At 64.6% G+C, this 21415-nt stretch carries 17 protein-coding genes; 5 read left to right on the top strand and 12 right to left on the bottom strand.

What is annotated here, in order from left to right; genetic code table 11:
• Positions 1–4: 4 nt before the first annotated feature.
• Both ACSBOX_RS04050 and ACSBOX_RS04045 read right to left on the bottom strand, forming a co-directional pair.
• On the bottom strand, positions 5–973 hold the full coding sequence (locus tag ACSBOX_RS04050; RefSeq protein ID WP_442544922.1) for a carbohydrate ABC transporter permease: 969 nt from the start codon (positions 971–973) through the stop codon (positions 5–7).
• Positions 970–2388: an ABC transporter substrate-binding protein gene (locus ACSBOX_RS04045; protein WP_442544921.1), complete on the bottom strand. Its 1419-nt coding sequence runs from the start codon at positions 2386–2388 to the stop codon at positions 970–972. Before ACSBOX_RS04045 ends, ACSBOX_RS04050 begins: the two co-directional genes overlap by 4 nt.
• A gap of 361 nt (positions 2389–2749) precedes the next feature.
• Between ACSBOX_RS04045 and ACSBOX_RS04040 the strand changes: the two genes are divergently transcribed.
• From ACSBOX_RS04040 to ACSBOX_RS04030, 3 genes are read left to right on the top strand one after another with little or no spacing between them, the layout of a single operon-like run.
• Positions 2750–4921, top strand: a complete 2172-nt coding sequence (locus tag ACSBOX_RS04040) for an amylo-alpha-1,6-glucosidase (protein ID WP_442544920.1) — start codon at positions 2750–2752, stop codon at positions 4919–4921.
• On the top strand, positions 4922–5944 hold the full coding sequence (locus tag ACSBOX_RS04035; RefSeq protein ID WP_442544919.1) for a glycosyltransferase: 1023 nt from the start codon (positions 4922–4924) through the stop codon (positions 5942–5944).
• Between the two features lie 32 nt (positions 5945–5976).
• A complete protein-coding gene (locus tag ACSBOX_RS04030; protein ID WP_442544918.1) occupies positions 5977–6897 on the top strand; it encodes a phosphatase PAP2 family protein in 921 nt (306 codons plus the stop codon).
• A 21-nt stretch (positions 6898–6918) separates the two neighbouring features.
• Here the strand turns inward: ACSBOX_RS04030 and ACSBOX_RS04025 are convergent, their stop codons facing one another.
• From ACSBOX_RS04025 to ACSBOX_RS04015, 3 genes are read right to left on the bottom strand one after another with little or no spacing between them, the layout of a single operon-like run.
• Positions 6919–8154, bottom strand: a complete 1236-nt coding sequence (locus tag ACSBOX_RS04025) for a hypothetical protein (RefSeq protein WP_442544917.1) — start codon at positions 8152–8154, stop codon at positions 6919–6921.
• A 10-nt stretch (positions 8155–8164) separates the two neighbouring features.
• A complete protein-coding gene (locus tag ACSBOX_RS04020) occupies positions 8165–8953 on the bottom strand; it encodes a TIGR03943 family putative permease subunit (protein WP_442544916.1) in 789 nt (262 codons plus the stop codon).
• A complete protein-coding gene (locus ACSBOX_RS04015; protein ID WP_442545954.1) occupies positions 8943–9995 on the bottom strand; it encodes a permease in 1053 nt (350 codons plus the stop codon). Before ACSBOX_RS04015 ends, ACSBOX_RS04020 begins: the two co-directional genes overlap by 11 nt.
• 396 nt (positions 9996–10391) lie before the next feature.
• On the opposite strand from ACSBOX_RS04015, the gene ACSBOX_RS04010 reads away from it, so the two are divergent.
• The gene (locus tag ACSBOX_RS04010; RefSeq protein WP_442544915.1) at positions 10392–12374 is read left to right on the top strand and encodes an S-layer homology domain-containing protein; all 1983 of its coding nucleotides are present in this window, start codon (positions 10392–10394) and stop codon (positions 12372–12374) included.
• A gap of 103 nt (positions 12375–12477) precedes the next feature.
• On the opposite strand, the gene ACSBOX_RS04005 is transcribed toward ACSBOX_RS04010, so the two are convergent.
• Positions 12478–13260, bottom strand: coding sequence for a hypothetical protein (locus ACSBOX_RS04005; RefSeq protein ID WP_442544914.1), 783 nt, complete (start codon positions 13258–13260; stop codon positions 12478–12480).
• A gap of 160 nt (positions 13261–13420) precedes the next feature.
• On the opposite strand from ACSBOX_RS04005, the gene ACSBOX_RS04000 reads away from it, so the two are divergent.
• Positions 13421–14215 (top strand): alpha/beta fold hydrolase, encoded by a 795-nt coding sequence (locus ACSBOX_RS04000; RefSeq protein ID WP_442544913.1) that lies wholly within the window; start codon positions 13421–13423, stop codon positions 14213–14215.
• Between the two features lie 29 nt (positions 14216–14244).
• Here the strand turns inward: ACSBOX_RS04000 and ACSBOX_RS03995 are convergent, their stop codons facing one another.
• The 6 genes from ACSBOX_RS03995 to ACSBOX_RS03970 form a co-directional block, all read right to left on the bottom strand.
• A complete protein-coding gene (locus ACSBOX_RS03995; protein WP_442544912.1) occupies positions 14245–15516 on the bottom strand; it encodes an acyltransferase family protein in 1272 nt (423 codons plus the stop codon).
• A 159-nt stretch (positions 15517–15675) separates the two neighbouring features.
• A complete protein-coding gene (locus ACSBOX_RS03990) occupies positions 15676–16896 on the bottom strand; it encodes an MFS transporter (protein ID WP_442544911.1) in 1221 nt (406 codons plus the stop codon).
• A gap of 109 nt (positions 16897–17005) precedes the next feature.
• On the bottom strand, positions 17006–17956 hold the full coding sequence (locus ACSBOX_RS03985; RefSeq protein WP_442544910.1) for a hypothetical protein: 951 nt from the start codon (positions 17954–17956) through the stop codon (positions 17006–17008).
• A gap of 136 nt (positions 17957–18092) precedes the next feature.
• Positions 18093–18944 carry a hypothetical protein gene (locus tag ACSBOX_RS03980; protein WP_442544909.1) on the bottom strand — a complete coding sequence of 284 codons (852 nt, stop codon included), beginning with the start codon at positions 18942–18944 and terminating at the stop codon, positions 18093–18095.
• A gap of 369 nt (positions 18945–19313) precedes the next feature.
• Positions 19314–20603 carry a MinD/ParA family ATP-binding protein gene (locus tag ACSBOX_RS03975; RefSeq protein ID WP_442544908.1) on the bottom strand — a complete coding sequence of 430 codons (1290 nt, stop codon included), beginning with the start codon at positions 20601–20603 and terminating at the stop codon, positions 19314–19316.
• Between the two features lie 359 nt (positions 20604–20962).
• Positions 20963–21409 (bottom strand): DinB family protein, encoded by a 447-nt coding sequence (locus ACSBOX_RS03970; RefSeq protein ID WP_442544907.1) that lies wholly within the window; start codon positions 21407–21409, stop codon positions 20963–20965.
• Positions 21410–21415 lie beyond the last annotated feature (6 nt).

Below are 21415 nucleotides of genomic sequence, written 5' to 3'. Positions count from 1 at the left end.
GGCCTTACTGGTAGAAGACGAATCGTTTGCTTAGCCGGAACTGGGCGGCGGTAATCGCCATGATGATCAGCGTGAGGATGACGCCGATCGCCGATGCCTGGCCGAATTCGAGGCGCTGGAACGCAGACTCGAAGATCACCATCACCGCGGTGCGCGTGGAGTCGCCCGGGCCGCCGCGGGTCAGGACGTAGGGCTGGTCGAACACTTGCAGGGCGTTGATGATCGCCATGACCGATGCCACCAAGGTGGTGGGGCTCAGGAGCGGCAGCGTCACGTGGAGGTGTTTGCGCCAGCCCGTGGCGCCGTCGATCGACGCCGCCTCGTAGGTTTCGGTCGGGATCGACGCGAGGCCGCCGATGAACAGCAGGAACGAGAACCCGAAGTTCTGCCACACATACACGAGGATTACGACGGCGGCAGAACCGGCCGGCGTCGTCAGCCACGGGACGGCGGGGATGCCGACGAAGGACAAGAGCCAGTTGACCACGCCGAATTGTTCGTTGAACAGGTAGCGCATGAAGATGGACACCGACGCCGCGGACAGGATCAGCGGGAAGAAGAAGGCGCTGCGGAAGAAAACGCGGAGCCAGGCCGGAAGCTTCTCCTGCACCATGATCGCCAACGCCAACGCAAGGCCGAGCTGAAGCGCGACGGCGACCACCACGAACAGGATCGTGTTCAGGAACGAGACGCGCACTGTGGGGTCCTGGACCACTTCGGCGAAGTTGTCGAACCCGACGAAGCTTGGCGCCGAAATGATGTCCCAGCGGAAGAACGCGAGGACCACGGATGCAACGATCGGCACGAGCGTGAAAAGCCCCATGCCAAGGATGGTGGGAGCCAGGAACGCCCAGGGCAGCCAGCGCTGACGCTGTTTGCCCGTCTGGTTTTTCGCCGCAGCGGCGCCGTTCCGACGCTTGGGCCCCGCGCCGCTTCGGCGTTTGGTGGACATGCCCGTTGTTGCCGTGCTCATGCCTGCCTCCTCAAGGCGATCTCAAGGTCGCGTTGCATGGAGGCGAGGGCCTGCTTGAGCTGGTTCTCATCACCGCTGACGGCCAGGGATACGTTTTTCATCAGGGCGGTCTCGACGGCGGCCTGCTGGGGCGGTGCCGGAATGGGACCTGTGGTGGGGAATTTGTCGAGGGTGTCGTAGAAGACTTTCCAGTGCTTGGGTCCGCGGCCTGCGTACAACTGCTCGTCGACCATGGAGCGGCGCGCCGGGGTGGTGTTCGGCGTCGGGAAGACCAAGCGCATGGCTTCCAGGCTGGACGCGAACTTGAGCCACTCCCAAGCCGCGTCCTTGTCCTTCGCGGTCTTCATGATCGCGTAGCCGGCTGTGCCGAACTGGTGCCGTTGGGTGCGCCAGCGCGGGAAGAACTGGACGTCGAAGTCGTCTTCCTTCATTCCGGCTTCGTGGAGGCCTTCCACCCAGTAGCCGCCGGCGGGTGTCATGCCGATCCTGTTGGAGGCGAACAGGCCGACGAGTGAATTGCCGCCGCCCTCCTCGGGCCGGACGCCGAGGCCATCCTTGACGAGGCCGCGGAGGTAATCGAACGATTCGTACACCCGTGGGTCATCCGCGTTGGGTTCAAGCCACTGGTACCCGCCCGAGCGCAGTCCGCGGGACGGATCCTCGGCGTAGAAGCTGTCCCAGAGCCATTCGCCGCCGGTGGACTTGGATTCCTTGAGGAAGCTGGTGTCGTTGGCGTAGAGCCAGGGCACCACACCGCCGAAGAGCCTGTTGGTCCAGTAGTACGGAGTGAAGTCCTGCGGCCTGGCTTTGCGCATGGCCGCAAGGCTGTTGCGGAAATCGACCTGGGTCCAGTTGTCTGCGGGACGTTCGAGTCCGGCTTGCTGCAGGGCCGAGGTGTTGTAGTACATGTTGGCGGCGTTCCAGTCGATGGGAAGCTGGAACAGGCTCCCCTTGTACATGAACGCCTCCACGAGGCTCGGGTGGACGTCCGCGAAGTACTCCTTCATGTCCGCGGCGTCGCGGCGAAGGTACTCGTCCAAGGGGTGCGCCAGTTTCTCGGCGAAGAGCTGGGCACCTTCGGTGGCCACGTAGACCACATCCGGTGGAGTTCCTGCTGCCACCATGGTGAGGATCTTGGTGAAGAAGTCCTTCCAGTCCGCGGCCTGGATGGCCTGGACCTTCACCTTGATTTCCGGGTGCACCTTCGCGAACGCATCAATGACCCGCTGGCGGGCGGCTGCGTCCGCTGCGGTTCCCATGATGGCGATGCTAAGGCTGTTGTCCCCGCGGCCCGGGATGTCCATGCCGGTCAACCGCGGCCACGACGCCACCGTTGCTCCGACAATTCCCGCACCGAAAGCACCAAGGGCTGTCCTGCGTGAGATCTCACGCAGCTTCCCATTGCTTCCTGCCATGTCCAATTCCTTCCTAACACGTGTTAGGTAGCGTAAATCCATCACCTAACACGTGTCAAGCGTCACATCCGTGTTACGCGCCCCTCCGGCCAAACGCTCGCTCACATATCCACCCCTCTGGCCAAACGCTCGCTCACATATCCACCCCTCTGGCCAAACCCCCGCTCACATATCCACCCCATCCCCCAAACCCTCGCTCACATATCCACCCCATCCCCCAAACCCTCCCAAAACCCCACATACCTGAGCGAGCGTCCACCCAAAACCCGCCATATCCGAGCGAGGGTTCACTTCCGAAGACGCGGCGAATACGCTGAAACAAGCTGCCCCATTCCCCCGTCCCTAGCTTTGGAGCCCACTGATGACAGGTTGGAATGCCGAGAACCTTGCAGGTTCGGCCGGCGAAGGCGCCGTGACGTTGTTGGCAGGAACATCGTTTTGCGTCTCCGCGGCCAACGGCGATATGGATCAACTGCGCCCGCACGGGATGTTCTTCCGTGACACGCGGTTCGTGTCGAACTGGGTGCTGGCGGTGAACGGCCACCCCATCGAAGCCTTGGGTTCTCCTGTCCCGGAGCCTTTCCGTGCTGATTTTGTCGGCCGGGCGGCGCGCACCGACGGCTTGGCAGACAGCCACCTGCTGATTGAACGCAGGAGGAGCGTGTTCGGCGGGGTCCGCGAAGAGGTCACGGTCAGGAACTTCTCCAACAAGGCCGCCCACGCCACGGTTTCACTCAGGGTCAATGCGGATTTTGCGGACATCTTCGAGGTGAAGGAAGGCAGGGCACGCCACGAGAGTGTGCATTTGACGCGGGATGCCAACGGTTCCTTGGTCCTTGACTCCCAGAGGCAGGGCCGGCACGTCCTGGTCACCATTGACGCTCCGAATGGCGCTGTTGACGGAGATGTCATCAGCTATGACATCTCCCTTGAACCCCAGGGCCATTGGTCCACGGCTGTGACGGCCACTCCCCGCATCGACGGGGTCGGCCCCGAGGCGGACGCCGAGGTTTGGGGGAACCAACGCCCTTCCGATGTCCCGGAAGAAAGGCAGCAGGAGTGGCACGAAAAGGTTCCTACAACGGAACTTGGCAACAAGGCATTTGAAAAGGCGTTGGCCCAGAGCCGGGCAGACCTCGGATCGCTCAGGATCTTTGACCACGACCATCCCGGACGGACGGTGGTGGCCGCAGGATCGCCCTGGTACATGGCCCTTTTCGGCCGGGACTCTCTCCTGACTTCCTTCATGACCCTTCCACTGGATCCTTCGCTCGCACTGGGGACCCTCAAGACGCTCGCCGACCATCAGGGCAGGACGGTCAACCCGCTCAGTGAGGAGGAGCCGGGCCGGATCCTGCACGAAGTGCGTCTCGGCGCGAGCACGGGCCTGGCCCTTGGCGGCAGCAGTGCCTACTACGGCTCGGTGGACGCCACTCCGCTGTTCGTCACCCTCGCCGGGGAACTCACCCGCTGGGGATTCCATGCCGACATCTCGGAGTCCCTTCTGCCCGCGGTGGACCGCGCCCTGGACTGGATCCGCGACTACGGAGACGCCGACGGCGACGGTTTCGTTGAATACTCCCGAGCCACGGACCAGGGCCTCCTCAACCAGGGCTGGAAGGATTCCGGGGACGGCATCAACTTCGCCGACGGCACCCTGGCGGAGCCGCCGATCGCCTTGTGCGAAGTCCAAGGCTATGTTTACACCGCCTATCTGAGCAGGGCCCTGATGGCCCAGGAGGACGGCGACGTCAAGCTGGCCGCGGTGTGGGGCGCGCGGGCGGCAGAACTGAAGCGAAAATTCAACGAGCAATTCTGGCTTCCCGAACGCGGTTATTTCGCGATCGCCCTGGACCGCGACAAGCGCCCGGTGGATGCCTGCGCCTCCAATATGGGCCATTGCCTGTGGAGCGGAATCGTCGACGACGACAAGGCTCCGCTGGTCGCGGCCCGGCTCATGTCGGACACCATGTTCACGGGCTGGGGCATCCGGACACTGGCTTCGGACATGGCGGCCTACAATCCGGCGAGCTACCACAACGGCTCGGTGTGGCCGCATGACAACGCCCTCATTGCCGGCGGACTGATGCGCTACGGCTTCGTCGAGGAAGCCCAGCGCCTCGTCACGGGCCTCCTCGATGCGGCCGAAGCATTCGGCGGGCGGCTTCCGGAGTTGTTCTGCGGACTGGACAGGAAAAGCTACGGGACGCCCGTCCCCTACCCTTCGTCGTGTTCGCCGCAAGCGTGGGCCGCTGCCACACCGGTCCATCTGCTCCGGGTCCTTCTCCGGTTCGATCCGTGCCTCACCCACGGCGGCCTCTGGCTGGCGCCCATCGTTCCTGAAGGCTTCGGCGGGATCACCATGCGGAACATCCCGCTCGCCGGCTCCCGGATCTCCGTGGAAGTGGTCGACGGAGAAACACGGGTCACGGACCTGCCCGAAGACATCGCGTTGCACCTCGAGGCCCGCAAACCGCTTGCCGATCTGTTGGACGTCCACTCCGTCACCGCAGGACCGCAGCGGGGGCACTAGGTGCGCATCGGCCTCGTTGCCCCGCCTTGGCTTCCAGTCCCGCCGCCCGCGTACGGCGGCACCGAGTCGATCATCGACATCCTCGCCCGCGGCTTGGTTGCCGCGGGCCACGAGGTACTTCTCGCGGCGGCGTCCGGAAGCACATGTCCAGTGGCCAAAGTCCCCGGCCCGCCGCTTGCCGACGGCTCGAGGATAGGGAACGGGACGGACGAACTCCGCCACAGCGTGTATGCCTTCGCGGCCATGGACGACGTCGACCTCATCCACGACAACACGCTTGCCGGCCCGCTGTACAGGCACCGGCCGAAAGGAACGCCGATCGTCGCGACGGCCCACCTCCCCTTTTCGGCCGAGAACCACGACATTTACCAAGCGATGGCCACCGACACCGCGATCATTGCCATCTCCCACCATCAAGCGGAAACTGCCCCCGGGATCAAGGTACGGCGGGTCATCCACCATGGAATCGACACCCAGTCCGTCCCGCTCGGAGCCGGCGACGGCGGCTACGTCAGCTTCCTGGGCCGGATGCATCCCGGCAAGGGCCTGCCCGAAGCGATAGAGACCGCCCGCCTGGCCCGGATACCCCTGCGGATTGCAGCCAAGATGTACAGCGCGGAAGAACATGAGTACTACGCCGCGGTCATCGCGCCGCTGCTGGGGTCCGACGTCGAATACCTCGGCGAGCTGGGCGCGGCGGACAAGTTCGCCCTCCTGGGCGGGTCCGTGGCCCTGCTGAATCCGCTTCAGTGGGATGAACCCTTCGGGATGGCAATGATCGAGTCCCTCGCCGCCGGGACACCGGTGGTGGCAACATTCCGGGGATCCGCCCCGGAGATCGTTTCCGAGGGGATCACGGGCTACCTCCGCTCGAGTCCCCCGGAACTGGCCGAGGCCGTCGTCGCAGCCGCCAGGCTGGATCGCCGCGAGAGCCGCCGCGCCGCGGAAAACTACTTCAGCGCCGAACGGATGGTTGCCGAACACTTGACGCTCTATGAGGAACTCCTCGCCGAGCAAAAGTGATCCTCCCAGCCAGGTATGACACCCTGAAAGCAATGAGTTTTCCAAAGACGAGCCGGCTGCCGGACATACGCGGGACCTTTGCCAGACGCCGGACGGGCGCAGGCACGGGCTTCCTTTTTGTGCTCGCAACCCTCGCCTGCATGGTCGCGTTCGTTGCCACGTACTATTTTTTCGTACGCACCACGACGGGTCAGTACATCGACGAATCCGCTTTGGTGGAAGCCGCGACCATCAACGGTCCCGCCGAACGGGCAACCACCCAGTTCCTCGATTGGTTGCCGGTCATCTCGGTGGTGATCGCCGCCGTCGTCTTTCTTTTCGTCACGATCATGCGCCGCCGCTGGAAGGCCGCCGGGATCGCGCTGGCCGCTTGCGTCGCCGCAAACCTGGCCACCCAGCTCCTCAAGGACTGGTTTCCGAACAGGCCGTTCCGCGGCGTCCAGACCATTGAACTGAACTCGTTGCCGTCCGGCCACACCACCTTGGCAGCCTCGGCGGCCGCCGCAGTGTTCTTGGTGGTGTCGCCGCGCTGGCGCCCCGCTGCAGGGTTCCTCGGTGGCACTTTCGCGGTGGCGGCCGGGGTTGCCACGCTGATCAACCAGTGGCACCGGCCCGCCGACGTCGTCGCCGCGTTCCTCGTGGTGGGAGCGGTCATGCTTCCGGCCGGCTGGTTGGTGCTGCGCACGGGAAAGCGCTGGAACGTCCAGGACGGCCGCGGTGAGCACTGGGCGTCGTCGCGGTTATGGCTCTTGCTGGCGGCGCTGGCGGGTATCGCCGCTGCCGCGGTTTCGGTGTATTCGCTGTTGAAGATTGCGCCCGGTTTCGGCCGGGAAAGCAGCACCACCAATTACTTCTGGGCCGGCGTCTCCCTGATTGTCATCACCGGCTATCTGGCCACCGTCGCCGCCACCTGGCTTTTCGACTTGAGCGCCCGACGGCGGCAATCGCCTTAGTGCCGCCGGTCGCCGTCGCGTTCAACCGCACCAGCTCGGAAGAAATCCCGGAACACTTTTCAGGACGGCGCCTGATTTCATGTCCACGAGGTCCGTCCGGATGGGAGTCGGTTCGGGGAGGACCGGGTACTGGTCTCCCGTGTATTGCGGTGCTGCCGTTTCGACCGCGAGGTAATCGCCGGCCGGTGAGATGCACGTGTCAAGGATGCGCGACCAGGCGGCGGCAGGCTGGTAGAGCTGGCGCGGGCCGTTCTTGTCGGCGAGGTTCACCACGGAGGCTTCCTTTCCGCCGTCGTACTTCCTTACTACCTGCGCGTACTGGCCGGACGTGCCGAGGACCATCGGCTGGCTCGCGGTGGTGGTGACCCCATTGGCGACATCGGGCACGAACGCGCCCGGGAGGGTGAGCGGCGTCGAGGTCCCGGTGGTGAGGTTGATGGTCGAATACCGTGGCGGGTCGATGCCCTTTTTCAGCCCCTGGTCGGCAACGGCGAGTTCGTTGGTGCCGGGGACGAATCCGAGGATGCCGGCATGCGCTCCCAGGGGAGACACCTTGCCGCTTTCCAGCGCATCGATGAGGAACATGGACTGGTCGTCGGTCTGTGCCACCAAGGTGGCCGCACCCGGGACGAAGCGCCAGTCCGCGGCCGAGACCGGACCGTTGATCCCCTGGACGGCGCGTGGAGCCGAGGACGGATTGTCGACGTCGTACACGAAAAGCGATTTCCAGTACTGCCCGGTGCCCGAAGAAGCGGTGAAGGTGAAGCCAATGAGGTGTTGCGATGCTGCCGCATGGAGGTTGGCCACCGTTCCGAGGCTGGGCAACGGAACAAGCGTTGGCGGCCCGCCGGTGAGCGGCACGATCTCGAGCGAGCTGGTGTTGTCATCGTTGAGCGTGACGACGGCGAGGGCGGAGGGAAGTGCGGCATACTCCTGGATGCGGGGAGCGCTGACTATGACGGTGCCCTGATCGCTGCCGGATAGGCTCGTGCCGAGGATGGTGTCCGGCTTCTTGAGCCCTTTGTCGTCCTTTCCGGTGTCCCTCTGCAGGCTGTACAACGCAAAGGCTGCGGGGGTGGCGGAGCGGACAAGTGCCGAGGTGGAGTTGGGGTGCGGCAGCTTCGATAGGTTCGCCGCCGTCAACCCGCCGGCAAGGAGGGTGAGGATCGCGATGGTGCCGTAGAGGCGTCGCGCGAAACGGCGTCCGGCCAGGAGCTCGGCCGCGGCCGCAATCGCTGCGGCACGTTTGGCCGACACGGGGCGGCCCTTAGTAGACATAGGGCTGCGCCGGCTGAGTGGTGGGCTTGATGGAGTCCGGCATCAGGACGATTGCCTCGCGGCTGGCCGGGTTTGGGTTCGCGCGAAAACTGCTGGTGACCGTGACCCAGCTGTCGGTCTTGAATTCGTTTTGCCACCCGGGGTGATAGACGGGAACGCCGATCGGCTGGGCATCGACGGCGCAGCAGGTCACTACGAACCGGGTCACGAAGAAGAGGTTTGGATCTGTGGTGTCCGCGCTGATGAACCCGGTGACGGTAGCGGTCTTGTCGGCAAAAAAGTCCTGCCCCGCGCCGGACCGAAGCAACGATGCCCAGTCCCGCACGGTGAAGGAGGAGTAGTCTCCTTTGCCCGGCAGCGCGGGTGTTTTCAGGGTGAGGGCGGACGCTGAGCCGTTGAGGTCCCGCTGGGCGACAGTTGCGGTGGTAAGGGTCGACGGCGGCAGGATCAGCAGGGCGACGACGGCGGCGACGATGGTCAGCACGCTTCCGGCCGACCGCAGCCAGCCCCATCGCGAACGGCGCGCGTCGTCGCCGTCGGGAGCGTCGCCGTCGTGCTCGTGGTCGTGGAGGTGCCCGTCGCCGGCGCCGGGGACCAAGGCGAAGGCCGCCAAGGCAAGCACCCCTGCGATGACGGCCATGATGACCGTGAACACAAAATACCGTGGATGGATATACAAGGCAAGCTGCCCCGTCAGGCCCAGCCAGATCGTCGCGACGAGGCCGATGAGGCTGAGAACCACGCCTTGCCAGCGGCCCACGAGCCGCCTAATGACCATAGTTGACCGCCAATCCGAGGACCGCGGCGCACAGTGCCACGAGCAGGCTGAGCTGAAGGAGCGTCTTCGCCGTGAAGGTGGTGCGCATCAGGGCGAGCATCTTCACGTCGATCATGGGCCCGAAAACGAGGAAAGCCACGATGCCTCCGGGCATGAAGGTCGCACCGAAAGACAGGATGAAGAAGGCATCCACGTTTGAGCAGATCGCCACGACGAAGGCGAGCAGCATCAACGCCAGGACGGACCAGACCGGGTTGCTGCCGAGGGCGACCAGCACTTCGCGGGAAACGGCAACCTGGATCAGCCCCGCCATGCCTGCGCCAATGAAGAGGGCAGGCATCATTGCCCGCGTCTCCTGCGAGAACATCTGCACGCTGCGCCGCACCCTGCCGGCGGCGCCGCCGTCGTGGTCTGCCACGTTGCAGGTTTCCTGGAACCGGGCGGTCAGCATCTCCCCCGGACGCGGATGCCGGCTGTAGATCCAGCCGACGAGGTTGGCGATGAAGAAGCCGCCCAGGACGCGGGAAACCAGGATGCCGTTGTTCCAGCCGAACGCCTGCGCCGTGGTGACGATGGTGACGGGGTTCAGGATGGGCGCGGCGAACAGGAAAGTCATCGATTCCGCGACGGTCAGTCCCTTGACCACCAGGCCGCGGGCCAGCGGAACATTTCCGCACTCGCAGACCGGCAGCAGCATTCCCAGAAGCGACAGGACCAGCCTCCGCAGTACCGGGCTCCGTGGCAGGCGACGGAGCAGCATGCCCTCCGGTAGCCAGACCTGGACGGCGATCGAGAGGACAATCCCGAGGAAGACAAAGGGCAGGGACTCCACGACGACGCTGATCGACAGCGTGGCAAAGTCGCGGGCGGCGTTGGGAAGCCCGAACGTCTCCGACGTGGACGGCGCCAGCACCCGCACGACGGCGAACAGCGCAACGAACGCAAGGCCGACAACCAGCCCGGCAGCTGACTTCGACGTGAGAGCCCGGGCCGGGGTTATGTGCCCGTGTTCCGGCTGTTTACGTTTGTCGACTGCAGGCAGCGCCACGGGCACTCCTTCCTCCACGGAGCCGGTCGGGCAGGCCTGACCGGAGGGGGCTGGCGAAGTCGACTGTACACGCGGGGTGCGTGCGCGACTAGCCCTGGAAGGGGCCTGGGCACCAGTTCGAGTGGAGCACTCGGCAAGCTACCTAGGCGCACCGGAAGCACCACCTAAAGGTGCGTAAGGAAGCGTCGCAAGAACAAGTATCGACCACTCGTTTCAACGGCTGCTCGGGGTCGTAGCCTCGCATGTACGTGAGCGTGAATAAACAACCGGCACCGAGTGCCACCGCTGGAAACCCAGATCGGACTCCCCTTTCGAGCGGCACCTTCTTGGCCCACCAACGAGGGACCACCCGGCTGCTTGTACATTACCTAGCCTGGGGAGGAGTTGACCATGAGTACCACTAATGACCAGCAAGGGACGACGGAATCGCCGCGCGAGGGACGCACGCGGCCCAAGATGACCCGAATACGGCTCGCTAAGCATTTTGGCAAACGATGGACCGCATTCGGCAGCACGGCGCTGGTTGTCGCCGGCCTGCTGGCCGCGGTGGGATTCGCCGCGCCCGCACATGCTGCCCCGAACACGGTGGTGTCGCTGACGTTCGACGACGGCAACGCCGACCAGTTGACGGCCGAAAGCACCATGAAGAGCCTGGGCTTGGTCGGCACCTTCTTCATCACCACTGGTTGGATCGACCAGCCCACCTACCTGACAAGCGCCAACCTCCAGCAAATCGCCGCCGACGGCAATGAGATCGGCGGCCACACCGTGACCCACCCGGATCTTGTGTCCCTGACAGCCGCTGAGTCGACGCGGCAGATCTGCGACGGGCGCGTTGCGCTGATGAACATGGGCTTCAAAGTCACCAGCTTCGCGTACCCCTTCGCTTCGGAAAACCCGGCCACCGAGGCCCTGGTGAAGGGATGCGGTTACAACAGTGCCCGCGGCCTGGGTGACGCCGCCAGCAAGGATCCCGCATCGGCGACACTTCCCGCGGCGGACACCATCCCCCCGGTCAACGCCTACGACACTGCGGCACCGGATGAGGTAGACAGCACCTGGACCCTGGCCAATCTGGAGACCCAGGTGACCCACGCCCAAACAACCACCGGCGGGTGGGTCCAACTGACCTTCCACCACATCGCCGTCGGCACGGACCCGACCCTGACCATCTCCCCGACCCTCTTCACCCAGTTCGCCACCTGGCTGGCACAGCAAAAGGCGGCGGGTACCGTCGCTGTACAGACCGTGGACCAGACCGTCGGCGGCACCCAGCAGCCGGCAGTTGCGGGTCCGGCTTTGCCTCCACCGCCCGGGCCTGGAGTCAACATGATCCAAAACCCCAGCCTGGAAACGTTGGTCAATACGGTCCCGCAGTGCTGGGCAGCCGGCGGGTACGGCACCAACACCTCGGCCTTCTCGATCGTCACACCCGGTCACACCGGTACCAACGCTGAACAGCTCACCGTGACAGGTTGGGTGTCCGGGGACGCGAAACTCCTACCGGCCTTGGACCTTGGCGGCTGCTCGCCCACAGGTGTACCCGGACATACTTATCAGCTGAAAGCCTGGTATAAATCCACGGCGGATACCCAATTCGAAGTCTATTACCGTGTAGGCAACGGGTTCTGGACGTACTGGACGGCTAGCCCCTTGGTCCTCCCGGCGGCGAACTGGACCCAAATCACCTGGACCACGCCTCCCCTGCCGGCCGGCGCGTCAGGAATCAGTTGGGGCCTGAACATCCAAGCCAATGGCACCATCACCACGGACGACTACGAGATGTACGACAACGGCGCCTCGTTCGCCGACATCCCGTCGACGTATCCGTTCTACAACGAGATCACGTGGCTCGCCGCGAACCAAATCACCACCGGATTCCCAGGTCCCAACGGAACCACCCTGTTTGAACCGCAGCAGTCGATCAGCCGGGAAGCGATGGCCGCGTTCCTCTATCGGTACCAGGCCAGCCCGGCGTTCAATGCCCCGGCGGTATCCCCGTTCACTGATGTTCCCACCTCGGACCCCTTCTACAAGGAAATCACCTGGCTGGCCACCACCGGCATCACCAACGGGTATCCCGGGCCGAACAACACGAAAACCTTCCACCCCTTGGATTCGGTGAACCGGGATTCGATGGCCGCGTTCCTCTACCGCTTGAGCGGCAGCCCAGCAGTAACCCCGACCACCACATTCCTCGACGTACCCGTCAGTTACCCGTTCTACAAGGAGATCAGCTGGCTGGCCTCCACCGGCATCACCACCGGATGGCCAGTAGCCGGAGGATCGATTTACCAGCCACTTCAACCCGTACACCGCGACGCGACCGCCGCGTTCCTGTTCCGCCTCAACGCCAAATTCCCCCGACCCTGACAGGCCGGGCGCAACATCCGACCACTTTTGACCAAGCCGCCAGGCCGGAGTCCCCGTATTTTCGCGGATTCCGGCCTGCCGGGCCGTTCAAAGGTGGTCGAATCTAGAGGCTCGGCCCGTTGAGAGCTTCCGCCCGATAGAGGTTTTCGATGATGGTGTCGGCTTGGGCTGGACCCATCTTGGGGTACATCGTGCGGAGTTCCTTCACCGCCGCCTCATGTCCGCGGCTGACGTGGATGACGCGAAGCCAATTGATCTCGAGGCCGGAGAGGTGCACCCCGACCTTGGCAAACTGTCGGTGTTCGATAATTCGCCAAACGCTCACGGCCGCCTGAGCGAGAGCCAGCACGATGATCAATGGCGTAAAAGTCGGAAGCTGCCGTGGCCAGGTGAAGAACATGGCAGTGAAGAAAAACGCAAGCCCTAGCGAGCCGGCACCGAACTTCTGCCATCTGAGCCAGTCAAGGAACCGTCCCGGGCGTAGTGGCGGGATTTCCAAGAGGGCCGTCTTCTCTGCAGGTGCTACGGAAATGACAGCCGATCCCAGCAGCAGGCCGCCCATCCACAAATATGGACCGGCGGGGTCTGTGATCTCGGGGATGGAGAGAAACTCGGACACCATCACCGTGGCGGGCAAGATGACAGGAATCGCATCGGCCGCCTGCGCCCGCATCAACGCCATCGGTTTGGACCGTCGGTCCCATGACAGGATGACGACACCCCGAATCAGGCCAAAGACACAAATATAGAAGGCCAGGAAAACGAACTTGCCGTTCTGTGTTCCAGCCGGCGCTGTGGCGGCGAGCCACATCCCGGCGCCGCCTTCAAGCAGCAGGGCGCTGCCTGCCACCCTGGATACAAGTTTCGGATTCCGGATGACCCGCATGAACTGTTCCTCCCCGCCGAGACAGTTCCCCCTGCGATCATCGAACGCCAATGCTTCGCGGGTGTCAACGATTCCGCCTCCGGATCGCCCGTCGCTTTGGACATGAGCGCCCGACGGCGGCAGTCGCCTAGGTGCCGACGTCGAGGCGTACCCTGATGCTATGGGCGCTGAAGTCCTGGATCTCAGGCTCACCACGGGCATCCGGATTCCGTGTCTTGTCCACGGGGATGCCGATGCGAGGCCGTTGTTGCTCTTGCATGCCTGGGGCGAGTCCCGTCGTAGTTTTGACCGCCTGGTGCCCTTGCTGACGGGCTTCAGGGTTTATGCGCCCGACCTCCGCGGACAGGGGGACGCGGAGAAACCGGAGCAGGGCTATTCGCTGGTGGAACAAGCCGAGGATGCCGCAGCGATCCTTGATGCGCTCGGCGTGCACAGGGCGTCTGTCCTTGGTTCGTCCAGCGGCGGCTACGTGGCCCAGCAGTTAGCCATCGGTTACCCAGATCGCGTCGCTGCGCTCGTGCTGGTGGGCTCTCCCCTCAGCCTTCGGGGCCTTCCCGCTCTCGCCGACGAAGTCGCCACGCTCCAGGACCCCATCGACGAGAACTGGGTGCGGAATTCCCTGGCCTGGTTCCCGCTGCTGCACGCGGTCCCGACCTGGTATATCGAGGACCGCGTACGCGACGGGGTCAGGATGCCCGCGCATGCATGGAAGCGGATCCTCGATGGTTTGCGGACGGCAATTCCGCCCACCGAGTCCGGAACCATACTCGCACCCACCATGATCTTGTGGGGCGCACACGACGGCGTGCTGCCTCGAAGGCATCAGGAGGCCTTGGCCGCTCGAATACCAGGGGCTGTGTTGAAGGTGTATCCAGGGACAGGGCATCTCGTCTTGTGGGAATGCCCGGACCGGATTGCGGAGGACACTACCGCGTTCCTCGGTTCCCTGGGCTGAGGTTCCCTCGGCTAAGGTTCACGAGCGGTTCACACTCTCGCAGCGGTCACCCTCGGCACCAGCGCGCGCAACCGGAGCCGGGCCGGTTCCTCGACGTACTTGAACAGCAGGTGGGTGGCCAAGGCAATCCCCAGGAGGCACGACGCCGCGAGCAGGTTTTCCGCCAGCGGACTCGCACCATGCGGCCAGTCCCTGATGAGCCAATAGAAGAGGTAGATGAAGAACATGTGGACCAAGTACAGGCTGTAGGAGCTGTGCCCGCCGTACTGCAGCCACCGCGCCGACAACACCGAGCAGAGCCAGCCGCGGGTCAGGCTGAGCAGGGCGATGAGTAGCGGGAAGGCAAGCACGGCCAGCCGTCCCGGCCCGGGTTTTCCGGCCGTCGCCAGGAAGACGAGGACGGCGGTTCCGGTCAGGAGGGCACCCGGACCGGCCAGGGCAGGATTGAACTTCATGCGGTCAGCGTTCCGTGCGGCAATGCAGGCAAAAGCGCCGGCAACGAAGCAGCACGCGATCCGCAGTAGCCATTCGTACGGTTGATGCTCAATGGTGGCGATTGGCAGGTCCGGACCCCAGACGGCCGTCGGCAGGAGGACGAGCACGGAGGCGGCCAGCGCCGCGAGCGGATGCAGCCGGCGCAGCCGGAACAAGACCAGTGCGAGCAGCGGGAACGCCAGGTAGGCCAGCCACTCGGCACTGACCGTCCATCCGGGGCCGAACCAGCTGGCGCCGTCGGTACCCGGTTGGAACCAGAGATGCATCATCAGCAGCTGCTTGGCCAGCCCCCACGGCGACAGGTCCGGGGCCTGGGTCTGGAGGGACCATTCCCGCACGGATTCCTGCGCTGTTCCGTACACGAACCAGAGGCCCAATACGCCCACCACCAGTGCGAACGCGGGCCACATCCGGGCGAACCGCGCCCAGACGAAGTCCGCTGCAGCCCGCCAGCGGAACCGTGGGCCCAGCCGGTCCAGGTACGTGTAGGTGATGATGAAGCCGCTGAGCACAAAGAACACATCCACGCCCAGGTCCCCGTTGGCGATGATCGGACGGAACAGCTCATAGACGGGGGCGAGGAAGGTCTGCTGCATGGCTTGAAGATGGAAGAACACCACCCACAGCGCGGCCACAAAACGCAGCGCGGTCAGCGTCGCGAGATCAGGCCGGGACTGCTTCGGAGCGCTTGTCGGCAGGCGATTCTCCGGCCCGGAACCAAGCGGCGTTGCGCTGTCTGTGACGGGATTCCCAGCGGTCGGATTCGCAGTGGGGGCACCGTGCGGAGGCGAGATGACTGAGAACATCCAATTCACCATACCGGAGGCACCTGACCGGAGTCTGGGAGCTGCCTACCCCAACTAGCTCGCAGTAGGTGTCGTTTTCAGCCCTCAAAACGACACCTACTGCGAGTCAGTTGGGCCAGGGCCCGCGCCGGTGAGCTAGGCGCCGATGATGGGTGGGGACTAGTAGTTCCTGCGGTGCTTGAGTTTCGGGAGCGCGACGGCGAACACCGCCGCCGCGGCCACGCCCAGGACGCCTGTGGCCCAGACGCCCGCCGCGAGGGACACTGCGGCAGTGAGGGCGGAGAGCAGCACGGGCCCACCTGTGGCACCTGCGTCGGAAATGAACCGCCACAAGCCGAGGAATTGCCCACGGCCCTTGTCCGGGGAAAAATCGGCGCCGAGCGTCATGATGAGTCCTGAGCTGATGCCGTTGCCGAAGCCGATCAGGAGCGACGCCAGCAGCAGCCCCACGAATTCCGCGGACGACGGCATCAGGAACAACGCCGCACCCATGATGAGGGTGGACGGCACGGCGACCCACATGCGCCCCTTGCGGTCCATGAGCTTGCCGGCCGGATAGAACACCAGCATGTCGATCGCGCCGGACAAGCCGTAAATCAGTGACGCATGCGTTGCGTCCAATCCCAGATGGTCCGCCCACAAAGGGATGACCACTTGGCGCGAGGCCCGCAACGCGCTGAGCAGCAGGATCCCGGTACCGACCGTGAGGAACACGCCCGCGTGGGAAACCGCGACGCCGCGGAGGGTGGGCTCGGGACCCTTCGGGCCGCCGTCGACGTCGTCCGGCAACACAAGATCCGGGATGGTGAGGGACAGCACCGCGGCGGCCGCCATGCCCACTACGCCAACCCAATACGCGCCGCTGATCCCGGCGAACTGCATCACTGCCGCGCCGACGAACGGGCCGATGAACACGCCGATCCGGGTGACGCCGCCCAGGGTGGAGAGTGCGCGTGCGCGGTAGATGACCGGGACCGCTTCGGTGAGGTACTTCTGGCGGGCAAGGTTGAAGACGCTCGTGGACATCCCGACGACGGTCATCGCCCCGGCGAGCAGCCAGATACCGTTGTGCGCAAGGAGCGGCGCGAATCCGGCTGCCAGCAGGGCCAACGCTCCGGCGGCGCCTGCGGCAACGATGGCCCATCGCTCGCCGAACTTGATGGTGATGAGCGACGCGGGCAGGTTGAAGAACCACGACCCCAGCCCGATCAACGTGACCACCAGTGCGGACACGGCCACTGAGGCGCCAAGGTCGCGGGCGGACAACGCCACCACCGGAAGCACCGCGCCTTCGCCGATACAGAACAGCAACGCGGGCCCAAAGGCGGGCAACGCAATGCTGCGGAGATTGAAGGGTTGAAGGGTGCTGGTGGTGGTCATCCCCTTCATCCTAGGACGCCATCTCGTTTGCGACGCGCCAAATACCTGTCGCGCAGGGAATTCCGGCTGCGCCAGGCATCCAGCGCAGCGTCAGGCATCCAGCGCAGCGTCAGGCTCCTCGCGGACGACACCGGGGCACCCCTGCCGCTGACAGCTTCCGTTCGAGCACGCCGGGAGCCATGAGTTCCGCCCACACCCAACGGACGACGCCGCACCCCGTGGCACGGATCCGGTCTTCGCGCAGCTTCTCCTCGACGACGGCTTGAGCGGCAGTCCGGCCCCTGAGGAACTCCGGTTTTAGGTACTTATCTATGCCGTCGAACTCCCCGGCCACCCGCACGCCCTTCCAATAAAAGTCCGAATAGCCCACGAGGCCCGCTTCATCACGGAATTCGCGTTGAAGAACCGGAGCCTCGAATCCGGTGACATGCATCAAGGCCCGGCTGTAGGATTCCCCCGCGGATCCTGACAATGGGTCTGCGAAATCCACCGCCGCTTGGATTCTCCGGATGGCCGCCGCCGTGTAAATTCCGTCCGCCGCGACCAGAAGCGCCTCTTTCGTGATGGCGGGCAGTCCCCGTTTCCGGTCGGCCTTGAGCACGTGATCCACCGGAGCGATGGCTTCGACAAACGGGGTGAAAGCGGCCAGGTCTAGTACGGTGCGCACCCTGTCAGTCACCAGAAGTCCCTCGCAGCGAGATACCTTGAGGCTAGCTGGGTCCGCATAGTGGCGGGTTATCCCGGCCCGGCTGCGGCCGCCGTCGTTCTGGAGGGTCACGGCCTGCACTGGATGATGCAGGCCGATGGTGGGGATCCCCCATACAGACGCCGCCGAGTGTCTGGCGAAAATGGTCCGCGCACTGGAGGTTTCGGCGGCAGCGCTGATCCGGACGCGGTATTGTTCCCACGGCTTGAGTGCGGCCCACGCAGTGCCGTCGACGTACACGCCCTGACGGACGCGATGCAAGGCACCTGTCTTGGCGCTCCGGGCGAGTTCCTTAAGGGTCGTTCCGAGAATAAGGTGATCTCGGCTGAGGATCGGGCGGGGCAAACGGGTCATGTCTAAGAACTTGCCACGTGGATTACGGCACGCGGCAGCACCGAGTTCCTCCATGTGGATAACTCCGGTACTTTTCGACCCCGTGTATTCCCTGCGCCCCCGGAATTCCAGCTGCGTCAGGAATTTGGCGCAGCGCCTACTTCAGGAAGCTCGCGTTGAACGAGTTCAGGTCCACGTTGATGCCGTTCAGGGTGTGCTCGAACTTCTGCTGGATCCCCACGCGCATGGTGCCGGCAGTGTTCCAGCCGCCGTACTGCACAGGCGCCGGCGCGAGGTAGTCCGCGGTCCAGCGGGCGTAGTTGAGGTTGGTGGTGTCGGTATCCCAGAGGGGTAAGTCCGAGAATGCTGTGCTGTTGCCCATCAACCCGGGCCACATGCCGCTGCCGCTATAGATCACGGGCCGCACGCCGAGGCTCCGCACACCATCCACCATGGCCCGCGTCACCAGGGATCCACCGGGTTCGATGTCCAAGGCGAAGAACTGCAATTGGGACATGTACGGACCGGCGGCTTTGATCCCGTTTTCCCAGCACGACGCGTCACGCGTGTAGACCGCGATCTTGAGTCCGGCGTCGAGCGCCATCTTCAATTGGGCCTGGGTCTGTTGCCACGGTGTGCACGTGCCCCAGACGGTCGAGTGCATCACGTACAGTCGGAAGCCCTCGGCGTAGGCCTGGCGGAACCAGTTGGGGTCGGTGATGGCCGCGGTGGTGTCGAGCACCTTCACCGAACCAGCCTGGGGCACGACGACGGCGGGCGCCGGCGCGGCGGCAGGCTGCGGAACGACGGGGGTTGCCGGAGTCGGAACGGCGGCCGGTGCAGGCTTTGGCGCGGCGAGCGGCGCTACCTCAGCGGCGGGTGCGGCGTTCGCGATTGGTGCGGGTGCGGCGTCGGGCGCTGTGTTGGCGGAGGGGCGAGCGCCGGTGGCGCCCGTCAGTCCGAGGAGAAGCACGGCAGCGAACACGAGCATAAGTTTATGGGGAATCAAAGGAGGCTCCTGGGTGCTGGCCTCGGGTTCAGAAACGGGCGCAGCGGGGTGTCATGAAGGCACGGGATGGGTGCACCATGCCCGGGCCCAGTTCCCGGTCATGGCGAGGATGCCACGCAAAAGCGAACGACGTCCAAGGGCAACTCTAGGGAAATCCACACAGAACCGACAATTTGCAATCCACGTAGTAGTCGAGTAGGAGCCCCATCTACCCGCTCAAATCCAAGTAGCAAATAGAGTGTCGCCGGCGTCGCGCTAGGCAATAACTAAGTAACCCCACCCAACTGACTCGCAGTAGATGTCGTTTTGAGCCTTCTAAACGACATCAAATGCGAGTCAGTTGGGCGGGGCTGCCGAAAAGGGGAAGCGCTACACGTACCCGTCCACGATCGCGGCCGCGATCTCTTTGTACGCGCGGCGGGTGTCGGGGCGCAGGACGTCCAGGGTGACCAGGTCGCCGTCGGCCACTCCCCGGTCGTGCGGCACGGCAATCAGCTGGCGGCAGATCCCGGAAAGGTGTTCTTCGATCGCGTCCTTGTCCACGCGGGACGACACCTCGTCCTTGTCCGTGATCACCACGATCGCGTTGCGGGCGAGTTCCTCGTAGCCGTGGCTCGCAAGCCACTGAAGGGTGCTGCGGGCACGCTTGGCACCGCTCACGGCATAGCCTGCGGCGATGATGAGGTTGTCTGCCGATTGCAGGATGCCGCTCATCGCATTGTGCGTGACACCGGTGCCGCAGTCGGTCAGCGCAATGGAGTAGTAGCCCGAGATGAGCTCGCGAATCCGCAGGTATTCTTCGGCGGTCAATGAGTCCGAAACTTCCGGGTCCTGTTCGCCGGCGATCAGGTGCAGCCGGCCGGCGTGGTGCATGTAACGGGCCAGCGCCGTGAGCGAATCGACGTTGTCGACGTTCTTGAGCAAGTCCGTGATGGTGCGCGGCGTGGCCTTTTGGTAGATACCCTCGCCCAGGGCACGCTCCACGAGGTCGCCGGAATCGGGGTTGGCGTCGATGGCGCAGGGCGGGTCGCCGCGGAATTCCGCCAAGGTGAGGCCCACGCCCACGGTGGTGGAGGTCTTGCCGATGCCGCCCTTGAGGCTCAGGACGGCGGTGTTGTAGCTGCCTTGGAGTTGCCGGGAAATGCGTCGCGCCAGTTCGTCTTCCTCGCGCTGCTTGGGGCTGGGCCCGAGATTCCAGGCGCCGCCTGTCAGCTTGTAGAGCATGCCGCGGAATCCGCCGACGGGACGCGGCTTCTGTTCCCGCACGAAGGAACCCGGCGAAGAAATGAAGTCGGAAATTGGAGCATTGGCGGCTGCGGCGCGTCCGGCCCGTGTGGAAGCCGGGGAAACAGCGCCCGACGCCGGTGCTGCCGCCGTCGGGATCGCGCGGCGTGGTTCCTCGGGGCTTGCGTCCGCGCTGGTCGAGTCTGTTACGGTCCCGGCGGACGCGTCGGCGGCTGCTGCCGCTTCGGCCCAGGATCTGCTTTGGAGCGGGGCAGGACTGGATGCGGGTGCGTCGGAATCGTTCGGCGTAATGATCGGCATGGTTCCTGTCCAGGGGTCACCCTCTTCGCGGCGGCGATCGCGGCGTCGACGAAGTTCGGGCTGCCCTTCGTTTGATGCAGCGGCGCTGGCTTCGTTGTCCACAGAATCCGGCATGGTCTTGTCCCCTAGGACTCGCAGCGTTGTGCGCCGCGGCTCTCGTTTAGATTGCTTCAACCAGCAATTCTAGGTGGCAACGGCCTCAAACCTGACATATGGGCCGAATCGGGCAGTTCGGACCCCGGTTTTGGGTCCAACGGGCGGGCGACGGATTCTGCTGGATCATCCGGCGTCGCCCGCGGCTTGCACCCCGGAAACACGCGGGTCTTCCTGCGTTGCCCAAGGTGTGATCCAGCAGAATGTGTCGCTACCCGGCCATCAGGACGAGTCAGGCAAGGAACCCTGCGGCCGTAGGCTCAACTGCTTTGCGTGGAAGTCGAAATGGAGCGTGGCGTAGGCGTAGACGTCCGCGACCGTCATGTCAGCTGTGAAGAAGGGTCCCACCGGGTGGGAAACGGCATCGATCTGGCCAGGGAGTCCGGGCTTTCGCGTTCAAGCCGGAGCGCCAGTGCAGTCATGGTTGTCTCGAGTTTCCGGCCCATCCGGCGCCGGTCATAGACCATGGCGGCCGCCCGGGAACCCCAAAAGTTCACGACGTCGAACGGTCCTGTGGCGGCATCCAACATAGCCGCGAAGCGCTTGCCCCAGGATCGGGGCAGGCGGCCCACCACGCGGACCAGAGGCAAGAGAGACCGCACGATCATGTACCCGAAGACCATATGGAAAAGCAGTTCTTCGTTGGTCCAGCGGGTCCCGGCGCTCTTGCGCTTCAGGTCCGGCGTCGATGCGTTCTCCAGCCAGCTGTTCAGCTCCTGAAGGGCCCGTCGGTATCCTGCGAGGCATGCTTCCCGGGTCGGATCCATCGCTTT

It is taken from the genome of Arthrobacter sp. KN11-1C (genome assembly GCF_052180225.1).
Taxonomy (GTDB): Bacteria; Actinomycetota; Actinomycetes; order Actinomycetales; family Micrococcaceae; genus Arthrobacter.
This window is presented reverse-complemented; position numbering and strand designations above follow the sequence as displayed.